The following is a 20,420-nucleotide window of genomic DNA, read 5'->3' as shown; positions in this document are numbered from 1 at the left end:
AATACGCGTCCGCGGCGTATACTTGGGTACAGAACGCCAGCCGAAGTGTTCGTCGAGATGCTCTCCGAACTTGCTTCCACCGCTTGAGACCGCCGAGATGTTATGCAGAGACTCCGAGCACGCGGAGCTTCTCGTCCAGGTCGCGCACGTAGGTGTTGCTCGACCAGGGCTGGAGTTGCCGTCTGACGGCACAGACGCTGTGGACAAGTCGCGCTGAGCTGTGTCGGCCGGCCATCTCAGCCACGTCCCCCAACCGTTGGGCCGCCGTCGCTATGTCCCGTTTCTGCACGAGAGCCGTCGCAAGTTCAAGTGTCGCGAAGGCACGAGTTCTGGTGAACGGCTTTCCAACGGCCTTGAGCGTCTGCTCAGACGTGCTGATCGCCTCATCTGATCGCTTGAGAGAGACCAGGCAGTACCCGATGTTGCGTTGCACCAGAACGGGCGTACACCAGTAGAGGTGTGGAGGATCGGCCTCCGTCTGAGGGTGTCCCGCCGCGTTGAAGGCACGGTCAAGAGCTCGAAGGCCATCTTCTCCCCTTCCCGCGTCAGCCAGTGCGCGCGAGAGAGCCAGGGCGGAGGCGGCCTGCTGGAGTCGGCTTGAGCTTTGTTTCGCCCACGCTTGGGCGGCATACGCGTGATCGAGAACCACGGTCGGCTTTCCCTGATAGCCACGGGTGTTCGCCAGGCAGTCATGCATGTGGGCCAAGAACGTCGGGTTTCTCAGTTCATGAGCTGCTTCCAGCCCTTGCTGGTACCACTGGACGGCCCCTGTGTAGTCGAGAACGTCATATCGCAGCCAGCCACCCAGGTGGCTCAGCGCCCAGTAGGCGGCGATGAGCCGATCACGGAGGACAGGCATGAGCGTGTGCTGGTGGAGGAGGCGAACCACCAGATCGCGCTGGGCGTCAACCACGGGGAAGAGTTGCCCAGGCCCGTGCACCTCATCGAGTTGCCAGCACTGGGCGATCAACTTTTCCACGGCCGTCACAGTCGGGGCATCCACGCTCTTAGTCCCCTGGACGACCTGCGCCAGCCGTACCTCCTCATCAGGGGTGAGGTGGCGCAGCAAACGCAGGGCAGGGACTCCACCGAGGATCACTGCCAGTTCGAAAAGCAATTCGCGTCGCTTCACGTCGGCCTCCTGGGCGGTGAGGGCGCGGAACAAGGCGGCGCAGTGTGCGGGCGGTACCCCGTGTGTCGCGACCGAGGTCCGCGTCGGCCATGCTCCAGCGGTCGATTCCATGCTGGCATGGGAAATTTCCGGCGCGGCAGCGGTGAGGCGGACGCGCTGAAAGGGGTCGAGGTGACGATGGTCGACCGCGTCGATCAGTTCACGGTCCTCGCTGCCATAGGTGCTGTAGGTCTCGTCGGTCACCAGACGACGCGCTGTTGTCTGGTAGATGCGCGCCAGCAGATCCAGCACGCGCGGAGAAGGACGACGCCTGCCCTGCGGCCAGCCCTCCAGGTCGTACAGCCGCGCCGTCCGCATCGACGCCGAGCCCGCCGGGTCCAACTCGTTGAACGCCTGCACAGCAAGCGGGGATTCTGGGGGACCGGTCTACACCGTGAGATCGGACGGGTACGTCACCGGGAAGGGCATCAACAGCGGCGGGAACAACGAAAACCCAACTACAGGCAGTTGGGTTTTCCCTGCGTCGACTTCTTTACTGATATTCATGACGTCATCAAGGCATTTGGTGGCGACATCACAAAACGCAAGGCCAACTAGCAGAGAGAGCATCCGTGTCCGTCCCCTTGATAAGAAGATCCGGCCCCGCCTTCATCGTCATATGTCAGGTGCTGGCGCTGACAGCATGTGGCAGTCAGCCCTACTGGGACCGAGTCAACGCCGCGACAGTATCGTCCGATGGATTGACGCTCACTGCAGAATTAGAAGTCGGAGCCCCTCCCGAGGCTGACGGTACCGACTGTTATCAGGTGGTGGACAAAGAGGTGATCGAGTCGAGCTCTCAAGTCATCATAGGGATCCAGATGCGCGACAACTGTGCATCCATCTTTCCCTGGGACCGAGAGAACAGCAAGCAGGTCTCATATTCATTCAACGTGGACCTAAAACTGCACACGCCGCTGGCAGGACGGCCCGTCCTCAACAAGGAGGACAAAGAGCCCGTCGTGATCAAACGGCCGGTAGGCGGCTCATGAAGAAGCGCCTCCAACCAACCCGGGGCGCTCCAGATAGCTCTTGGGCGCCTCGGCCAAAGCGTCGGGCTGGCGCTGGCCGGGCGCTGAGCGTGTGGCTGACCAACCGGCATTCCGATGTGAGCATCACCGTAACCACCCCGGCCGGCACCGTGACGGTGGAGGCCGAGCGGACCGGCGATGCGCTGCCGCCACTTCGGCAGATCCTCGACCATCACGCCGCCGCCACCGACGGCAACGCCGATGCCAGCGGCGATGTTAATAAGGCCTGATACGGGCTGGGCGGGGTCGCGAGCGATCCTGATCGTGGTGTCGGCTTACCAGGCCCGGCGCTTTCCCGCCGTCCCCGCCGCCGCCAATAGCCTCGCCGGCCTGCAGGCCGTGCTGACCAGGCCCAGACCCGCCGTGAGCTACGGAGTCTCCTGGACAATTCACTGAACGCTCACAATGGGGCCCGTTGTCTGAAGCGGCCGACCGGGAGATCGCACGGGAGACTTGGTGAAGCCTGTCCGGCCATCGGCACCGGTGCCGATGCCTGTCCAAGCCATGGAGGTGTTACGCCGGGACTCCGAGGGCGCGAAGCTTCTCGTCCAGGTCGCGGACGTAGCTGTTGGTGGCCCAGGGCTGGAGGTCTCGCCGGCCTGTATGGAGGGCCCTCACAAGGCGGGCCGAGCTGTGCTGAGTGGCGATCGTCGCCACGTCGCCCAGCTGGCGCGCAGCCTCCGCGACCTCACGCTTCTGGGTCAGAACGCTCGCATACTCCACAAGCACGAAGCCACGCTCCCGGAGCAAGCTTCCATCAAGCACGGCGAGTGCCGGCTGGAGCGCTTTCAAAGCCTCGGACGTTCGCTTGAGCTTGGCCAGGCAGTAGAGCGAATGGCGTTGAATCAAGGAGGGGGTGCACCAGTACAGGTGTGCGGGATCAGCCTCGTTCCGAGGCTTGCCGGCGATGCCGTGTGCACGATCAAGGGCTTGCAAGCTGGCATCACCCTTCTCTACATCCGCGAGCACCCGGGCGCGCACCAGAGCTGACGCTGCATGCTGAAGCGGGCTGATGCTGCTCTTGAGCCATCCCTGAGCGGCGAATATGTGATCGAGCGCCATAGAACGCTGCCCTTGGAAACAGGCGATGTCGGCCAGAAGACCATGCATGTGCGCGAGGAGGGTCGCATCCTCCAACTGGCGAGCGGCTTTCAGGCCATCTTCGTATCGGGTCACGGCCCCCTCGAAGTCGAGCACGTCGTAGTGAAGCCAGCCGCCCAGGTGTGACACCGCCCAGTAGGCCCGTAGCAGACGGCCTTGTAGTGCGGGAGTGAGTGATTCGCGCTGGAGGAAATGGCCCACCAGGTCACGCTGAGCGTCCGCGATGGGAAGCAGCCTCCGTGGGCCTAGTGATTCATCGAGTTGCCAGCACTGGGCGATCAGCTTCTCGATGGCAGCGACGGTCTGCGCATCCACTTGACTGGTCCCCTGGATGGCTTGTGCTAGCCGCATCTCCTCATCCGGAGTGAGGTGGCGTAGCAAGCGCAGCGCCGGGACGCCCCCGAGTATGACGGCCAGTTCGAAGAGCAGTTCGCGTCGCTTCACGTTGGCCTCCTCGGAGGTGAGGGCGCGGAACAAGGCGGCACAGGCCTCGGGCCGTACCCCGGAAGTCGCGACCGAGGTACGCACCGGCCATGCTCCGGCGGTCGATTCCATGCTGGCATGGGAAATTTCCGGCGCGGCAGCCGTGAGGCGGACGCGCTGAAAGGGGTCGAGGTGACGGTAATCGGCCGCGTCGATCAGTTCACGGTCCTCGCCGCCATAGGTGCCGTAGGTCTCGTCGGTCACCAGACGACGCGCTGTTGTCTGGTAGATGCGGGCCAGCAGATCCAGCACGCGCGGAGAAGGGCGACGCCTGCCCTGCGGCCAGCTCTCCAGGTCATACAGCCGCGCCGTGCGCATCGACGCCGAACCCGCCGGATCCAGATCATTGAACGCCGCCACGACCTGAGCAGCGGTCAGCCCATGGGCATATCGATGCAACAACAACGGACTGTCATCAAGATCCAGCGCGAGCACATCGGCGATCTGCTCGAACGTGAACCCCTTCCCCCGCAGAGCCTCACTACGCCTCCGGCAGGCGAGCAGGACGCGATGCCCCTCAGTCATATCTCCCCCTCGGCGAGAACCGCACACGGACGCCGGTTCGCCGTGTGACTTGCACCACTTTACTAACGGAGAGTGCTCTCTTGACTACTGATTCGCCTGCCTCCTGAGCCGTGCTCCGCCGACACACGCGTACGGTGGTCGCCCTTTCGCGAAGAAGCGCGGTAGGTCGTACAGAGGCCCCCGAGCGGGCTTTGGGGTCATAGAACCAGTGCCCCAGGGGTCCTTGGCTCTCGCTCAAAGCCAAGGCGACCACGTCCGACGGCTGATGATCCGCGTGCCGCCCGAAGGGGTCGCGGGGGGTGGGCCAAGGCCACGGGCCGGGCGACAGTACTCCTCGGCGCGGGGTGGTCCCGCGATCACCGGCAAGGAGGTGGCCGCCATGGCAGATCCCACCGTCGACATCACGGTCGGTCCCCGTGTTCAGGGGGAGGTGGCTCCGCGCGGTGGCATCGTCCCCACCGGGAAGATGGTGTGGCGCCGCGCGTTCGCCGGGCTCGCGGAGGAAGCCCCCAAGGCGCGCGCCTTCGTACGGTGCCTGCTGGCCGGCACCCGCTGGGTGGACGACGCCGAGTTCACCGCCGCCGAACTCGTCAACAATTCGCTGTTCCACAGCCGCTCGGGGAGGCCCGGCGGCTACTTCGTCGTCGAGGTGACCCGCCGCCCCCGGAGCGTGCGCGTCGGCGTGTACGACCTGGGCGGCGGCGGTGTGCCCGACCTCAAGCGCCTGGCCACGGCACCGCCTACGCGGGCGGGCGGGCCACCGGGCGACGTCACGGACGTACGGCAGGGCGTCCGGCCGAGCGGTTCAGCGAAAGAAGGGCCGGTCGAGCCGTTGGGCCAGCGCGGGAACGACTTCGTCCCGCCACTCGGTCGGCGCGCGGAGCGTGCCGAGCCGCTCGACCGGCGTACGGAAGACCTCCTGGACGAAGACTTCTTGGAGGAGGTGCTCCGCGAGCACGGCCGTGGGCTCGACGCCGTCACGCGACTGGCCCTGCGCGTGGGCTGCCAGGGCAACCCGGTCACCGGCCACCTCGTGTGGGCGCTCTTCGCCGACACCACACCGAGGCGGCGACCATCATGACCACCTATGAGGCATCCCCACGTGCCAGTGCCCCGGCTGGTCAGGGCAGCCGCGTCCTGCCCTCCGCCTGTCAGGGCCGTGAAGTCCTACCCCCGGCCGGAGCGGAGACGTCCGGTCCGCCGGACCAAGGCGGGGACGTCCGGCGAACGGACCACTCACGCGGGCCAGCGCCCAGGAGCTACCGCTACGAGGAGGTGGTGCGGTCGGAACTGGCCAGGTTACGCGGCGACTTCCCCCGGCTCGGCTTCCTGGTGATCAGGCACTGCTGGTACGCGATCCAGGGGCGCAACAGGCTTCTCGTCTGCTCCGGCCCTCACGAACTACGCCGGGCGCTCGCACCGTTCCTCCAAGGGCACGCCACCGACACTCGTCACCGCCCGGCGGACTCATGAACGGAGTTCCGGCCAGGAAGCTGGTCATTACGGTGTCCACCGAGGCACACCGGGTTCCTCGCTACAGAACGGCGTGCTCGGATCCTCAGATCGACGCCGGACGCCGATTTCTGGCCGGTCTCGTCAGGACAGGCCGTACCTCCGTGCTATTGATCTGGCTTCGTGTTCGGTCACTTCGCGGGGGGTGCGGGCCAGGGCCAGGCGTAGGTCAGAGAGGATCTTGTCTCCGGAGCCGCGGACGCGGGTGCGGTAGTGAGCGAGCTGCGCGTCGAAGCGGACGGCGGTCGGCCCCGTCCAGACCCCGCCCGAGTGAAACGCCTGAAAGGGACGCTCGATGTCGTCATCAACCTCGCGAATCATCGTCTCCACGACCCGCAACGCCTCCTCCAAGGCCGCACACAGCGGGTTGGGCACCAACTCCGACATCCCCCGCTCACCCCTCCGTCTTCACCGGCGAAGGAGAAGCCCCCTCCCCGGACGGCCCAGGCGACGGCGCACTCGCATCCGTGATCAGCTTCGGCGCGATCAACTTCATAAGCGCCACCACATCAGCCGCGTTATCCCGCCCCGCGACGCCTACATCCAATTGGACACTGAGCATGGCCTTGCCCCGCACAAGCAGCGCGTTCGCGCGGTTGTACTTGCCGTCGGGGGGCCTGAAGTAATAGCCGATGGCTCCTGGAACGATCTCCGGCAACGGAGAGGCGCCGGCCGATATCTGCCCTCCCACCAATTCCTGGTATCCGCCCGGAGTGAGGTCAACAAGCAGCACCTTGGACTTCTCGCCTGTCGACTGATATATCGTGCAGGTGCCTGCACCTATTCCGCTCGCAATATTCAGATCGAAGAACCCGCGGACGATCGGATCGTGTACACCGGTGACCAGTTCTACTGCCTTGATTGGCACATATTCGCATGCGTATGGAGGGGCCGCTACCGTGGGGACAGGCGTGTGATCAACTCCGCCATCATTGCTCTGACACGCCGTCGAGGCGGTAAGGGCACAGAGTACGGTCACCGTTACGGCGAACAACCGACAATTCATGACCCGTGACGTCTCAATCCGCCGGTGAAGCTCACATCCAACTGATTCTCGAGCTCTCGCCACAGTCTTCCCGAAGGCCCTTGGTACAGCCACCGCTCATAGGCCTCCATCCGCCGATACATGTCGGTGGTGTTCGAGGCGTTCTTGTCGATCATCTCATCCCTCGTCATGAGTGTCCGACCATCCTTCTTGAGGAAATTGTTAGGGTTGTGACGGGGGTCATCGCCTTTTTTAAGGCCTTCCAGCGTGGCCCAAGGGTGAGTTCGCGCCGATGGTTCCGCTGCGCCGAACAAGCCGTGCTTGAGCATCGCTTGAGCGGCGAGATCGCGGACGAAGCTCCGAGTGAGATCAAGTGACTGGTCGGCCTTCACGCGCGCCCTGTCCTCCGCGTGCCCCTTGTTCATTTCTTCAAGAAATCCTGTCCACGCGCCGATGACACCGGAGAGTCGCGCCACGGCCTCCTTCTGCGGCAGGGCGAGCCCCATATCCGCAAAGCCCGCAAGGATCTTCATGTTTCGCGCTGTTGCCTCATCCATATCCTTACCTTGCTCGATCTCGGCCAGTCCCGCCGCATCCCTGAGCAAAGCGAATCCGGCCGCAACCTGCTTCACGCTCACGAAAAGCGCGTCATCACCCTTTCCTGTGGCCGCCTGCGCAGCCGCACGATCGAGAAGGCGTCCAGCCCAAACCGTCTCGGCCGCCAAGACAATACCGAATGCCTTCTCATCTGTGAATGCTTGCTTCATCACCTCATTAAGGGAGACCCGATCAAATTGTGTAATGCCCCACGGATCGCGCCCGGCACTCAAAGGATTGTCCGCACCAGAAACCACACTTGGAATTGTGGTGCCAGATTGAGCAGCACCGTTTATATCGTTAATGTAGCCCGCGAGAATACGACCGACCGTAATAGCCGGCGCATATGAATGAAACGGGTTTTCCGCCATGACACTGTCGATTTGCAACTTGATGAACTCCGAGGCCAGCTTCGCCGACAGAAAGCCACGTGACGGGTTTTGCGGGGAGCCGTCGTGGTCGCGGTAGGTGAGCGTCGCGGCCTCCAGCGCCTTGCCCAGTGCGGCGCCGCCGTCGCCCATGCCTCGCTCGGTCAGGAAGTGCTTGAGCGCTGTAGGGTCACCTGCGAAGAAGTCCTGAGCTGCCGCCGGGTCATGGCTGAGTGCCTCCATGAGAGTCCTCATGACTCCTGGCTCGATGCCGACAGGATGCTTCGAAATCTCGCGGTCCCAAGCGTCGATCTTCCTGGCGACCGAGAGCAAGAAGGCGGTGTCGAACTTGCCGTGCTTGAGTGCCAGCGCGATCGCATAGCCCTCTCCCCAGCTCATCCCGAGTCCGGAGGTGAGTTCGTCGCGCCAGGATGTGCTCAGTTTGGGGCTGGCGGTGCCGAGGGTCTTGCCTAGGGCTGCTTGGAGGCGCTTCATGTTCGGGTCGTGCTCGTGGTTCACCGTGAAGGTCATGAGCTTGGTGTACGCCGCGCCGCCGATCGCATTCATCAGCGTGGTGGCGAAACCTTGGTCCTTGGTGCGTTTCTCCAGTTCTGCCAGCATGTTCGTGTCGACCCTGCCGGTCCTGACGGCTTCGGCGAGCTTGACGGCGGCGGCGTAGACGTCGGGGTCGTGGGCGGCCTTGCCGTAGAGGGTCTCGTCGAAGGTGGTCAGCCCGGCGGGGACGACGGTGGCGGCGTTCCACTCCCCACGTACGGCGCGGATCGTTTCGCTGCGGCGGCGTAGGTCGGGGCGGGTGGCGGCGATCCAGCCGCGCATCTCGTGCAGGACGTTGAGTCCGGAGGTGTCCAGGCCGAGTTGCTGGAGAGTGCGGCGGATGCGGGGCTCGTTGCGGCCGAGGGTGTCCTCGGCGCGGCCGAGGCCGCGTTCGAAGGCGTCCATCGAGGTGGGGTCGATCCCGGAATAGCCGCCGTCCACTCCTGGGGAGGAGCCCGGGGGGTGAGGGAGCGGGGTCGGCCCGGTGCTCGTCTGGGGCGTCGGAGCCGTCGTGGGCTGCGGGCCACTGGGGGGAGCGATCGGTGAGGGCTCGGGGGAGGGAGAAGGCCGGTCCACAGGCGACGGACGCCCCTCGGACGGCAACCGGTCCGCAGGCATCGGCTGGTCCGTGGGTGACGGCCGTGTGGCGGGCGCGTCGTGGGGCGCTGGAGACGGCGTGGGGGATGGATGGGTCATGAGGTCGAGGGGCTCCAGCGCGGCCGGCGACGGCGACAACTCCGACGGGCAGATTAATTGCGTTCTCGTGACAAGTAAAGATCTCAGTGAATATGGATATGCCCGCCGAACACTGCGGCTATTCCCGAATACGGCACAGGCGCATGACCGGAAATGGCCGCGTTGAGAGGACGAGCAGGTTGGTCGGATCCGGCGGATCCGACCAAAGCACCACCTACTACACGTCCCGAGCTGAACGAGGCACCGCGCCCAGCCCCTCTGCGGAAGCCGCCGACCACTTCGACGAGGACGACAAAGAAGATCATCAGCGGATGGCCTTCTCCCCAAAGAGCGACCGGGCTCCCAAAGACGACCGCGCTGTCAAGAACGCCGCACCCCCGAGGACGAGTGCGAACACTTCCCCGCCGCCTGCTCAGCGTCCGCCGCCCGCGGGGCGGCCCTGCGCGTCTGGGACACCGCGACCTTCCACCGTGCCCCCCTGCCTCTGGAACAGCACGAACCTTCGCTGTGTCCCCGTCGCTGGGCGGGCTTCGCCTTCGTCGGCCGCTGACCACCGCCGGGGACCGTCCGTGGGGGTGCCCCGCGGACGCGTGACGTCGGCGGGAGGGGTAGCAAGGTAGGAGGAAGGGAGAGGTTCTCGCGCGGTGATAATGGCGTGAGGGCGATAAGGGCCGTTCAGCCGTGATCTGGCTGGAAGTCACCTGGAACAGGAGCGGCGCCATGACGATGCGGTTCGAGCACGAGTTCACGGTTCCCGTGCCGGTCGAGCAGGCGTGGTCGGTGCTTCTCGATGTCCACAGGGTGGCTCCCTGCCTGCCGGGGGCGGCGCTCGACAGCGTGGACGACGACGTGTTCACCGGCCGGATGAAGGTCAAGGTCGGGCCGATCACCGTCACCTACCGGGGCAAGGCGTTGTTCGAGTCGGTGGACAAGGACGCGCACACGCTGCGCCTCAGGGCGTCGGGCAAGGAGATGCGCGGCACCGGCACCGCCGGCGCGGTGGTCGACGCGACGCTCGCCGGTGAGGGCGCCTCGACGCGGGTCACAGTCGAGACGTCGTTCAACGTCACGGGACGTCCCGCGCAGTTCGGGCGGGGAGTGATGGCCGAGGTCGGGGCGAAGCTGATCGACAGGTTCGCCGAGAACCTCGCCGCGCTGCTGCGCGAGACCCCCGAGCGGACCCTCACAGTCGTCCCCGACGAAGCCGTTCCCGAGGCAGCCGTACCGGAGACAGCCGTACCCGAAGCAGCCCTACCCGACGAAGCCGTACCCGGCGAAACCCTGCCCGGCGGGACGGTCCCGGGGACGGCCGAAGCGCCTCCCGCGCCGGAGCCGGCTGGCGAGGTCGAGCCCGGCGCCCTCGTGGAGCCCGCCACCACGCCGTTCAACACGCCCGAGCCGTCGCCGGCCGCGAGCGTCCCGGCCCCGGAGCCCGTGGCCGAGGTCGTCTCTCCCTTCGGGGCGCCCGCCGAGGCCGGGGAGCCGGAGGGGACGGAGGGGACGGAGGGGACGGAGGGGACGGAGCCTGGGTCCGGATCGAACGGAGAGGCGACGGCGCAGCGGCATCTCACCGCCGTGCCCGACTCCTACGCCGAGAGGGCGGCCGGGCGGGAGGCGCACCCGGCGGGCACCACCCGTACCTCGCGGACACCCGACGAGGAGGCCCTGGACCTGCTGCGGATCGCCGGCGTGCCCCTGCTCAAGCGCGCGGCCCCGCTGGTGGCGGCCCTGGCGGGTGTGGTGCTGCTCGGCTGGCTGGTACGGCGACTGCTCACCCGCCGCTGAGCGGCAGGCACACGCGACGGTGAGCGACAGGCACACCCGACGCTAGGCGACAGGCACACGCGACGCTAAGCGACAGCCACCCCCCACGCGCGGCGGTGGGCAGCAGGCACACCCCACGCGCGACGGTGAGCGGCAGGCACGCCGCCCCGCGCGACGGCGGTGGGCGGTAAAAGTCGGGAAAGGGCTGGTCAGCACTCCTTCGGGAGGGGCGGTACGCGGGGCTGGCCGGGAATACCCCGGGGCAGCGTCGGTGCCGACTGGGGGGAACCAGCATGCAGCCGGATGTCAGCGTCGTGCTCATCACGTTCAACGATTCGGCCAGACTGCCGCGCGCCCTCGCCTCGGTGCTGAACCAGTCCCTGCGCAACCTTGAAGTCATCGTCGTGGACGACGCGAGCACCGACGCCACGCCCCGCGTGATCGCCCGCCACGACGACCCGCGCGTGCGCTACATCCGCAGGGAGTCCAACAGCGGCGGCTGCGGCGCGCCGCGCAACACCGGGCTGGACGCCGCCCGCGCCCCGCACGTCATGTTCCTGGACAGCGACGACGAGCTGGCCCCGCACGCGTGCAAGAGCCTGCTGGAGGAGGTGGAGCGCACGGGCGCGGACTTCGCGTCCGGGCAGATCTCGCGGCTGTTCGAGGAGACGGGCCGTACCCAGCGCTACTATCCGTCCCTGTACGCGCCCCGGCGGGTGGTGGAGGGGATCCGCGCCGAGCCGCGCCTGTTCCTGGACGGCTTCGCGACCAACAAGCTGTACCGGACGGAGTTCCTGCGCGAGCACGGCCTGCGCTTCGCCGAGAACCTCCACTACGAGGATCACGTGTTCACCGCGGCCCTGTACTGCGCGGCCCGCAGGTTCGCGGTCGTGCCGTGGGTGGTGTACGTCTGGCGCCGCGCGGCCGGGTCGACGTCGATCTCGTCGTCGCTGCGGGACATGGGCAACGTCCGCGACCGGGTGCGGGCGGCGCAGGTCGGCGACGCGATCCTGCGCGACAACGGCTGCTCGGACCTGGTCGCCGACCGCCAGCACCGTTTCCTGCAGCAGGACCTGCGCGTCTACCTGAACAAGCTCCCCGGACACCCGGCGGTGTGGGTCAAGGAGTTCGCGTCCGTGACGCGCCCGTACCTGGACGACCTGGAGCCCGGGGTGCTCGGCCGCGCCGACCCGATGATCCGGGTGTGCGCCCATCTCATCCGCACCGGCCACCCCGAGGACCTGGTGGTCGCGGCGCGCTCGCTGACCGGGCCGAAGGCGCCGCCGCGGCACGCGCTGCGCGTGGACGGCCGGACGTACTGGGGGACGCGCGCGGACCCGGCCATGGACATCACCGCGCTGCGCCTGGCGGAGCTGCCGTTCCAGGCGTCGCGGATCCGCCACGAGGTGACCGAGATGTCCGCGGCGGGGACGGTCGTGTCGATGACGGTCCGCAGCTACGACCCGTTCGCGGTGCTGCGCCGCTGGAAGTGCGCGGCCGATCTGACGGTCAAGGGCCTGACGGTGCCGCTGGAGCCGCGCCGGCAGGCGGACGGCAGCTACCTCATCCAGGTGGAGTTCGACCTGGCGAAGGCCAGGCTCGGCAGGCTGGGCTTCCATGGACGGCGTGACCCGCGTATCGGCTTCACGCGCGAGGACGGGCACCGTACCGCGGACCGGCTGCTGGTCGACCCCGCCATGCCGCCGCTGGTGCTGACGGTGGGCAGGCACGAGGTCACGGCCGGCCCGGCGGGCGACGGCGCGGTCCTGCGCGTCTCCTGGCGGCCGGACCCGGCGCTGCGCCGGGCGTCGCGGCTGCGCGTGCTGCGCGACCTGGCGGGCCGGGCGGACGTGAAGCTGTGGGCGTACCGGCGGCTGATCCGCGTGCTCCCGCGCCGCCGCGACCTGGCGTTGTTCGAGTCCGACATCGGCGCCGGGTACACCGGGAACCCCCGGTACATCTACGAGGAGATCGTCCGCAGGGGGCTGCCGCTGGAGGTGCGCTGGTCGACGCGCGGGGACGCGGCGGGCTTCCCGGCGGGCCTGCCGCTGGTGCGGCGGATGAGCTGGCGGTACATCTGGCTCCTGGCCCGCGCGGGCTACTGGGTGGACAGCCACGGCCTGCCGCTCGCCTTCCCCAAGCCCAAGGGCACCCGCTACCTGCAGACCTGGCACGGCCAGACGCTGAAGACGGTCGGGTTCGACGCCCCCGACCTGCGCGGCGACTTCCCGGGCCCGCGCGAGCGCTGGCGGGCGGCCGTGGCGCGCTGGGACGCGCTGGTGTCGCCGGGCGCGGAGTTCGAGCGGGTCTTCCCGCCGTCCAACGGGTACACCGGCACCGTGCTGCGCTTCGGCTCGCCGCGCTGCGACGTGCTGGTCAACGGCGACCCCTCGGCCGAGCCGCGCGTGCGCGAGGCGCTGGAGATCCCGTCCGACCGCAAGATCCTGCTGTACGCGCCGACGTACCGCGACCGGGCGAAGTCGGGCGGCGCGTCGGTGCGGGTGGACCTGGACGCGCTGGGCGACGCGCTGGCGGACGAGTGGGTGGTGGTGCTGCGCACCCATCCGGTCGAGCGGTTCGAGGTGCCCGAGCGGGTGCGCCACGTCGTCCGCGAGGCCGGGTCGTACCCCGAGGTGAACGATCTGATCCTCGCCTCGGACGCGCTGCTCAGCGACTACTCGTCGATCATCTGCGACTACGCCTGCACCGGGCGGCCGATTCTGCTGTACGCCGACGACTACGACGAGTACGCGCGGGTGGAGCGCGGGCTGAACTACGATCTGCGGGAGATCGGGCCCGGCCCGGTGCTGTCCTCCACCGGGGAGCTGGTCGCCGCGCTGCGCGACCTGCCCGCCGTCACGGCCGAGTACGCCGCCCGGTACGCCGACTTCGTCACGCTGTTCTGCGCGGAGGAGACCGGCAAGGCCGCTCCCCGCGTCGTGGACGCCTTCTTCCACGGGCCCGGACCCCGCGCATGAGGGCCGCGGGGACGGCACGCCGTGGCGGCAGGACCGTGGTCTTCGCCTGCATGGACGCCGACACGCTCGGCGGCGTCCAGCGGGTCACGCACACCGTCGCCCAGGGGCTCGCGCTGCGCGGCCACGACGTGCACGTGATCGGCCTGCACGAGGCGGCCGACCCGTTCCGCTACGTCGAACGGCCCCTGTACGAGCACCACGTGGCGCAGCGCAGGCCGGTGGGTGAGGGCAGGCGCGGGGCTGCGCGGGCGCGCGTCTCCCGCCTGCTGTCCTCGCTGCCGCCCGGCTACGCCGTGCTGACCTCGCCCACGGTGGTGTCGTGGCTGGCGGGCGCGCTGCCGCCCCGGCTGCGGGCCATCGGCCAGTACCACGGCTCGTTCGAACACGCGCGCGGCACCTGGCACTTCGCCTCGGTCTGCCGCGCCTACGGCGGCCTGGCGCGGTCGCTGTTCCTCAGCCCCGAGGACGCGGCGCGGTTCGCCGAGCAGGCGCTGCTGCCGAACACCGACCACGTCCCGAACCCGCTGGGGGCGTGGCCGGAGGCGACGTCCTTCCTGGACGTGCCGCGGGTGCTCGGCATCGGCCGTCTGGCGGGGGTGAAGCGCTACGACCGGCTGATCACGGCGTTCGCCCGCGCGTCCCGCACGCGCACGCAGTGGGAGCTGCACCTGATCGGCGACGGCCCCGAGCTCGCGCGCCTGCGCTCGCACGCCGCGTCCCTCGGGGTGGCCGACCGCGTGGTGTTCCGCGGCCGGGTCCCGGCCTCGCGGATCGGCCAGGAGTACCTCAACGGGGCGATCCTCGGGCTGTCCAGCGAGCACGAGGGGTTCCCGCTGGTGGTGGGCGAGGCGGCCTCGTACGGCATGCCCGCGGTCGCCTTCGACGTCTCCGGAGGGGTGCGCGCGCTGGTGCGGGACGGCGCGACCGGCGTGCTCGTGCCGCCCGCGGACGTCGACGCGCTCACCGGCGCGCTGAACGGCCTGATGGCAGACCACGCCCGGAGGCGGCGGCTCGGCGCGGCGGCCCGGGCCCACGCCGAGGCGTTCCGGCTGGAGCGGGTGCTGGACCGCTGGGAGGACGTCTTCGCCCGCATCAGCCGCTGATCTCACCGAGACCGGGCCGCGGTTCAGCGTCCGATGAGCTGCCCTGAGGTCGTACGCGGGCGCGGGATGCTCGCCAGCGAGAGCTGCCCGGAGGTCAGCATCGCGGCCAGCGGGCCGGGCTCGCGCATGCGGTTGATCCGGTCGCGGCCGAACGTGCGGGCCCGTGACAGCGCCCGCCGGGTCGCCGTCCTGCGGTAGGCCAGCAACTGCCGGGCGGACACGCCGGAGGCGCCGGACAGCTCGTACCCGTTGGCGCGCAGGCGGTCGCCGAGGGCCTCCTCGCAGAGCGCCGCCTCCCACGGTTCGAGCCGGCCGGCCCAGCTTCCCACGCTGGCCTGGCTGACCTCGCGGTGGGTGTTGCTGTGCCAGACCTTGCGGGCGGGCACCGCCGTCACCGCCACGCGCCGCGGCTCGCACATCGCCGGGTCGTAGTCCTCGCCGAGGAAGGTGCAGATCTTGGCCAGCTCCGCCTCCGGGTCGGCGGTCAGGTCCTCGTAGCGCAGTTCGTGGTAGCTGTCGGCGGGCAGCCGCTCGGCGTGCCGCCGCCCGTAGTCGACGGCCTCGGCCCAGATGGCGACGGCGTGGTAGACGTCCAGCGTGAACCAGGGCATTTCCTTGAGCGAGGCCACGCAGTCGCGGCCGTCCCTGATCAGGTGGATGAACTGCGCGTCGGGGAACAACCGGAGCAGCACGCCCACGTGCTTGGAGTAGCCCGGCCGTTTGTCGCCCCAGCGCGGCTTGCCGAAGCGCCCGGCGTACGAGCGGAACGTCTCGCCGACCACCGACCCGAGCGACCCGGGGCCCGCGGTGGCCCGCTCGACGTAGGCGTCGGCGTCGATGCCGAGCTCGCGGAACTTGGTGGTCTTGTCCCTGGCGATCCACTCGGCGAGCGCGCGCCGGTTCGCGGGCTCGCGCATGTCCCCGTACCACCGGCGGTGGTAGTACGCCGGGAGCAGGTAGCGGGTCTCCGGCGGCACCGCGATCCGCTCGTGCGCGTGCAGCATGAGCTGCAGCATCGTCGTGCCGGAGCGCGGGCAGCCGATGATGAAGACGGGCCGGTCTGGACGCATCGCTCTACACCCCCGTGAAGAAAGGATCGGTCCGCACGTGCGGCTGTTCGTCCCCCTCGGACGCGCCGGGCCGGGCCCGCGCCGCGAGCGCCCGGGTGGAGAGCCACATGCGGTAGACAAGGAAGATCTCGTTGGCGACGAGCAGGCCGCCCGCGAGGGCTGTGACGGGCAGCAGCGCGCCGGGGCCGATCACCGGCGCGACGACGAACACGGCCGCGTGGAACTCGATGCCGCTCATCAGGTGCGAGCGCACGCGGTGCCGGGCCAGGAAGTGGCCGATCCGCTGCCGCGCGCCCGCCGGGCTGTCGCCCTCCCCGGGCGGCTGCGGCGGCGCCTGGTCGTACGGGCGGCCGTGGTCGAGGTCGTCGGCGCGGCCGGAAGCGTCGGCGGGAACGCCGCCGGTGCCGGAAGCGCCGCCGGGAACGCCGCCGTGGTCGCGCTCCTGGTCGTACGGCTCGGACGGCGCGACGCGGCCGGGCGCGGGGCGGTCGTGCGGGAGGAGGCCGGGCGGCGGCGGGACGCGCGGGAACGGGTCGCGGGGAATGGGCTGGGTGGACCCGAGCGAGTCCGGGTACCGGGACGCCTGCCGGGGAATGGCCGGTGTGGGCCCTGCGGGCTCGTGCGGCGCGGGCTCGTGCGGCGCGGGCTCGTCGCCGGGGCGGACGGCGGGCTCTCCGGCACGGTGGTCGTGGTCGAGGGGCGCGGGCGGCGGGAACGGGTGCTCGTGGGCGGGTGGGGGCGGGTAGTCGTAGGCTCCCCTGTCGAGCGACTCGACGGCCATCGCGTCGCGTACCGCGTCCAGTTCCTCCCTGCGCGCGGCGCGCCGCCGGGCCTTGGCGGTCTGGCGCACGCGCTTCATCTGGGGGGCGTTGACGTAGCGGAACAGGTCGAGGATCGCGATCCCCGCGCCGAGCAGCACGTACGCGAGCCGTCCGGTCGCGGCGTACTGGCCGTAGGCGAGGCCGGCGGCGCAGCAGACGACGCGGATCCGGTCGCCCACGTAGTCCAGCCAGAGTCCGAACGGCGTGCCGGTGCCCTTCAGCCGGGCGATCTTGCCGTCGACACAATCGATCATGAAGCTGACGTAGAAGAACAGCGCGCCGAGAACCAGGCGATTCCACGCGAAACAGGCCGCCGAGGCCATGCCGAGGATCAGCGAGAAACGCGTCAGCGTGTTCGGCGTGATCTCGGTGCGATTCGCTACGAACAGTGCCACCCGGCACGCGACCGGGTCGACCATGAACACCGTCCACCATGAGTCTCTGCGTTTGCGCGTCGCGAGGACGTCATTCAGCGAATAGGACCTCATGGCTGCCAGCATGGCGACGTGAAGCCACCGAAAACTCACCGTCTGTAACTACCATGTGATCTCTAGGCGCTTTCTTGACCGCCGCGGGCGACTGGCCTCCGCGGCTTGACCTCCCGCCACAGGAAGGCTTCCGGGACGGGGCGCCGGACCCGGGTCCAGTGAACGATTAATACCGATTTTGTGTGATTTTTACGTTCCAATGGGAAACCGGGATAGGGTTACGCGGCGTCGGCGGCGGCGCCGCACCCGGTGTTCGCCCCGGTGATCACCACTGTGTTCGACCCGCCGTTCAACCCGGTGTCTCCCACGGAGTCCCACACGGAGGAGAAGGTCACATGCGGCGATGGATCCCGGTCGTGGTCGCGGCCGCCCTGGCGCTGACGGCGACTACGCCCGCGGCGGCCGACTCCATTCGCCGCCCGCTCGACTGCGCGCGCGTGAAGTGCATCGCGCTGACCTTCGACGACGGCCCCGGGCCCTACACCGGCAAGGTGCTGGACATCCTGCGCGCCCACCACACGAAGGTCACGTTCTTCCTGGTCGGCGAGCACGTCCGGAAGTACGCGGGGACGGTCCGCAGGATGGCGCGCGAGGGCCACCAGATCGGCGACCACACCTGGGACCACCCCCACCTGACCACGCTGTACGACGACGAGATCCGCGACGAGCTCAGCCGCACGCAGGACGCCATCGAGGCCGTCACCGGCAAGCGCCCGGACCTCATGCGCCCCCCGTACGGCGACACCGACGCGCGCGTGGGCGCCATCGCGGCCGAGCTGGGCCTGGCGCAGATCCTGTGGAACCGCAGCTCGCACGACTGGGAGCTGCGCGACACCAAGGCCCTGACGGCGAAGGTGCTCGGCACGGCCAAGCGCGACCGGGTCGTCCTGATGCACGACATCCAGCCCCACACGGTGAAGGCCCTGCCGCAGATCCTCTCCGGCCTGGAGAAGCGCGGCTACCACGTCGTGCCGGTCCAGAAGCTGCTGCGCGGCAGGACGCTCCTCCCGGGTGAGATCTTCCCCGTGGGCGGCTGGAACTGACCCTGTTCGAGGCCGCCTAAGTGCGCTCGAACCCGCCGTGCCGGATGCGCGGCAATAGGCACGGTTCGAGGCGCGGCCACAGGTGCAGCGATCTCCGCGGGTCACGGAGTATGGCGGGACTATCGGCTGAATCGCTTGCGCGGCCGCCCCGCGGCGGTCTTAAGGTGGGGTGAACGCGCCGGCGGGCCGGACGTCCGGGAGACACCGGCCGATCTCGCCGGCGGTGACCATCCGCGGTTTCGTCATGGCCGTTACCGGCCGCCACAGAGGGAGACCTGGTCGAGGGATGAGCGACGTACGCGAGAAGGCCGAGCTCTACGCCATGGACATCTCTGACGTCACCTGGCTGAGCGCCCCAGGCAGCGCCTCGGAGGACCGCATCGAGATCGCCTACCTCCCCGGTGGCGCGGTCGCCATGCGCAACCCGTCCGACCCCGCCGGCACGGTGCTGCGCTACACGGCCGCCGAGTGGAACGCCTTCGTCCTCGGCGTCCGCGACGGCGAGTTCGACGACTGACCTGTTCGGGGCGCGGCGGTGTTCTGGAGGAGGAGGGAGGAAGGGGTGAGGAACGAGCCCCTTCCGAGTGACGACGGAAGAACGCCGCCTAAAGTGCGCCTCGAACCCGCCGTGCCGGAGGCGCGGCCATAGGCACAGCGGCTACCGCTCCGCGGGCAGGGACATCGCCAGGCCGCGCCCCACGCGCTGCATGGGCCGCTCGACGTACCGGTACGTCAGCGCGCTGACGCCGAGCACCACGGCGATGAACGCGGCGGCGAGCGCGGCCTGCGTGAGCACGGGCATCCGGGCGGGATCGCCGGTGATCGTCAGGAACAGCTTCAGCAGCGGGACATGCACGAGGTAGACCGAGTAGCTGATCACGCCCAGCCACACCAGCGGGCGCGGCACCACGCGGTCGCGCACGGCGATCCCGAGCGCGAACGTCGCCCCGGCCAGCACGACCGTGGTGATCCAGACGCGCGGCGCGGCCCACCATGTGCTCGGGACCGCGAAGAACGGCACGATCGCCAGCAGGACGACCGCCGCCGCGACCGCGCGCAGCCCGGAGATCCGCTCGGTGTCCCAGCGGTACAGCGCGGTCCCGATGAACATCACCGCCAGGATCGCCGGGCCGAGCCACGGCGTGCGCCCGCCGAGCAGCACCAGCGTGACGGCGAGCGCCCCGAGCGCGAGCGTGCCCGCCGTGCGCACCCATCCCGGCCCGGCGGCCACGCACCCGAACCCGGCCGCGAACACCGCCAGCGTGACCAGGGAGGCCGGGCCCGGCGTCAGGGCGGGCACGGCCAGCGCCAGGGCCACGACCAGCGCCGCCGCCGCGAACGCCACGGCCCACAGGCCGCTGCGCCGATGGGTCCCGGTGGCGAACAGCGCGGCCACGACCAGGTAGAACACCATCTCGTACGACAGCGTCCACATCGTCTCGACGACGCCGGGCGACCCCAGCACGTCCACGAGCATGGTCGCGTGCCCGGCGAGGGCGGCGAGGTCCGGCGTGAGGTCGCCGCGCAGCGGGACGACCGGCGCCGCCGCCATGACGGCGGCGATGACCACGAGGTACAGCGGGTAGAGCCGGAACAGCCTGCCCACCCAGAACGCCCGCACGTCCCCCCGATGCTCCAGCGAGGCCGGGATGACGTACCCGCTGACCAGGAAGAACACCAGCACGCCGTAGATGCCGAGGTTGAACCAGTACGGCCGCAGCCCGGGCAGGAAGCGGTAGAGCATGTGCTCCAGCATCACGGCCGTGGCCCCGAGGCCGCGCACGGCGTCCAGCCACGCCAGCCTCGGCCGCGCGGCGGTGGATACGCGTACCAGGTGCCCTGCCGTAAGCATTTGGCCAAATCTACCGACCCAGGACATGGGCAGCCAGGACTATCGGACTTTGCGTGGAGGCATCCGATAAGCCGTTCCAGGCCTCTTCCGACCGCAACCCGCTGCACGAAGGACATCGCGTCATCATGGTCTGGCGGCGCACATGCATCCGGCGTGGGGGGGGGGGGGGGGGGCCCCCCCCCCCCCCCCGGGGGGGGTTTGTTTTTTCGGTAAATATAGAAAAAGCCGATACCCAGGGTGTGGGTAAGAACAAAACCGTTGCAAAAAGGGAAAGGGT

At 69.0% G+C, this 20,420-nt stretch carries 17 protein-coding genes; 9 read left to right on the top strand and 8 right to left on the bottom strand.

The window, feature by feature from the left end; genetic code table 11:
- Positions 1–100: 100 nt before the first annotated feature.
- Positions 101–1,531 carry a hypothetical protein gene (locus AB0M95_RS38995; protein WP_363776169.1) on the bottom strand — a complete coding sequence of 477 codons (1,431 nt, stop codon included), beginning with the start codon at positions 1,529–1,531 and terminating at the stop codon, positions 101–103.
- 212 nt (positions 1,532–1,743) lie between these two features.
- On the opposite strand from AB0M95_RS38995, the gene AB0M95_RS38990 reads away from it, so the two are divergent.
- Both AB0M95_RS38990 and AB0M95_RS38985 read left to right on the top strand, forming a co-directional pair.
- Complete coding sequence (locus AB0M95_RS38990; RefSeq protein WP_363776166.1) at positions 1,744–2,163, top strand: hypothetical protein; 420 nt, start codon at positions 1,744–1,746, stop codon at positions 2,161–2,163.
- Positions 2,164–2,252: 89 nt separating this feature from the next.
- The gene (locus tag AB0M95_RS38985) at positions 2,253–2,432 is read left to right on the top strand and encodes a hypothetical protein (protein ID WP_363776164.1); all 180 of its coding nucleotides are present in this window, start codon (positions 2,253–2,255) and stop codon (positions 2,430–2,432) included.
- A 283-nt stretch (positions 2,433–2,715) separates the two neighbouring features.
- On the opposite strand, the gene AB0M95_RS38980 is transcribed toward AB0M95_RS38985, so the two are convergent.
- Complete coding sequence (locus AB0M95_RS38980; RefSeq protein WP_363776162.1) at positions 2,716–4,311, bottom strand: hypothetical protein; 1,596 nt, start codon at positions 4,309–4,311, stop codon at positions 2,716–2,718.
- Between the two features lie 379 nt (positions 4,312–4,690).
- On the opposite strand from AB0M95_RS38980, the gene AB0M95_RS38975 reads away from it, so the two are divergent.
- Positions 4,691–5,392, top strand: coding sequence for a hypothetical protein (locus tag AB0M95_RS38975; RefSeq protein ID WP_363776159.1), 702 nt, complete (start codon positions 4,691–4,693; stop codon positions 5,390–5,392).
- Between the two features lie 194 nt (positions 5,393–5,586).
- Positions 5,587–5,784: a hypothetical protein gene (locus AB0M95_RS38970; RefSeq protein ID WP_363776157.1), complete on the top strand. Its 198-nt coding sequence runs from the start codon at positions 5,587–5,589 to the stop codon at positions 5,782–5,784.
- Between the two features lie 123 nt (positions 5,785–5,907).
- Here AB0M95_RS38970 and AB0M95_RS38965 read toward each other — a convergent pair whose 3' ends face one another.
- The 3 genes from AB0M95_RS38965 to AB0M95_RS38955 all read right to left on the bottom strand — a co-directional run bounded on the left by AB0M95_RS38965 (position 5,908) and on the right by AB0M95_RS38955 (position 8,769).
- Entirely contained in the window at positions 5,908–6,210 is a 303-nt protein-coding gene (locus AB0M95_RS38965) for a hypothetical protein (protein WP_363776154.1), read from the bottom strand.
- Positions 6,211–6,217: 7 nt separating this feature from the next.
- Positions 6,218–6,691 carry a hypothetical protein gene (locus AB0M95_RS38960; protein ID WP_363776151.1) on the bottom strand — a complete coding sequence of 158 codons (474 nt, stop codon included), beginning with the start codon at positions 6,689–6,691 and terminating at the stop codon, positions 6,218–6,220.
- A gap of 134 nt (positions 6,692–6,825) precedes the next feature.
- Positions 6,826–8,769, bottom strand: a complete 1,944-nt coding sequence (locus tag AB0M95_RS38955) for a hypothetical protein (protein ID WP_363776148.1) — start codon at positions 8,767–8,769, stop codon at positions 6,826–6,828.
- A gap of 975 nt (positions 8,770–9,744) precedes the next feature.
- Between AB0M95_RS38955 and AB0M95_RS38950 the strand changes: the two genes are divergently transcribed.
- The 3 genes from AB0M95_RS38950 to AB0M95_RS38940 all read left to right on the top strand — a co-directional run bounded on the left by AB0M95_RS38950 (position 9,745) and on the right by AB0M95_RS38940 (position 14,869).
- Positions 9,745–10,809, top strand: coding sequence for an SRPBCC domain-containing protein (locus AB0M95_RS38950; RefSeq protein WP_363776145.1), 1,065 nt, complete (start codon positions 9,745–9,747; stop codon positions 10,807–10,809).
- A gap of 272 nt (positions 10,810–11,081) precedes the next feature.
- Positions 11,082–13,766 carry a CDP-glycerol glycerophosphotransferase family protein gene (locus tag AB0M95_RS38945; protein ID WP_363776142.1) on the top strand — a complete coding sequence of 895 codons (2,685 nt, stop codon included), beginning with the start codon at positions 11,082–11,084 and terminating at the stop codon, positions 13,764–13,766.
- Complete coding sequence (locus tag AB0M95_RS38940; protein WP_358524335.1) at positions 13,763–14,869, top strand: glycosyltransferase; 1,107 nt, start codon at positions 13,763–13,765, stop codon at positions 14,867–14,869. The genes AB0M95_RS38945 and AB0M95_RS38940 overlap by 4 nt, the downstream gene beginning before the upstream one ends.
- Positions 14,870–14,892: 23 nt before the next feature.
- On the opposite strand, the gene AB0M95_RS38935 is transcribed toward AB0M95_RS38940, so the two are convergent.
- Positions 14,893–15,939 carry a sulfotransferase gene (locus tag AB0M95_RS38935; RefSeq protein WP_363776139.1) on the bottom strand — a complete coding sequence of 349 codons (1,047 nt, stop codon included), beginning with the start codon at positions 15,937–15,939 and terminating at the stop codon, positions 14,893–14,895.
- Between the two features lie 4 nt (positions 15,940–15,943).
- The gene (locus AB0M95_RS38930) at positions 15,944–17,248 is read right to left on the bottom strand and encodes a CDP-alcohol phosphatidyltransferase family protein (protein WP_363776136.1); all 1,305 of its coding nucleotides are present in this window, start codon (positions 17,246–17,248) and stop codon (positions 15,944–15,946) included.
- 335 nt (positions 17,249–17,583) lie between these two features.
- Between AB0M95_RS38930 and AB0M95_RS38925 the strand changes: the two genes are divergently transcribed.
- Together AB0M95_RS38925 and AB0M95_RS38920 are read left to right on the top strand one after the other, a co-directional pair.
- On the top strand, positions 17,584–18,291 hold the full coding sequence (locus AB0M95_RS38925; protein ID WP_363776133.1) for a polysaccharide deacetylase family protein: 708 nt from the start codon (positions 17,584–17,586) through the stop codon (positions 18,289–18,291).
- Positions 18,292–18,577: 286 nt separating this feature from the next.
- Positions 18,578–18,808: a DUF397 domain-containing protein gene (locus AB0M95_RS38920; protein ID WP_114032791.1), complete on the top strand. Its 231-nt coding sequence runs from the start codon at positions 18,578–18,580 to the stop codon at positions 18,806–18,808.
- A 141-nt stretch (positions 18,809–18,949) separates the two neighbouring features.
- Here AB0M95_RS38920 and AB0M95_RS38915 read toward each other — a convergent pair whose 3' ends face one another.
- The gene (locus tag AB0M95_RS38915) at positions 18,950–20,143 is read right to left on the bottom strand and encodes an acyltransferase (protein WP_363776130.1); all 1,194 of its coding nucleotides are present in this window, start codon (positions 20,141–20,143) and stop codon (positions 18,950–18,952) included.
- Positions 20,144–20,420 lie beyond the last annotated feature (277 nt).

The sequence above is a fragment of the Sphaerisporangium sp. NPDC051017 genome, from assembly GCF_040683095.1.
GTDB lineage: Bacteria > Actinomycetota > Actinomycetes > Streptosporangiales > Streptosporangiaceae > Sphaerisporangium.
This window is presented reverse-complemented; position numbering and strand designations above follow the sequence as displayed.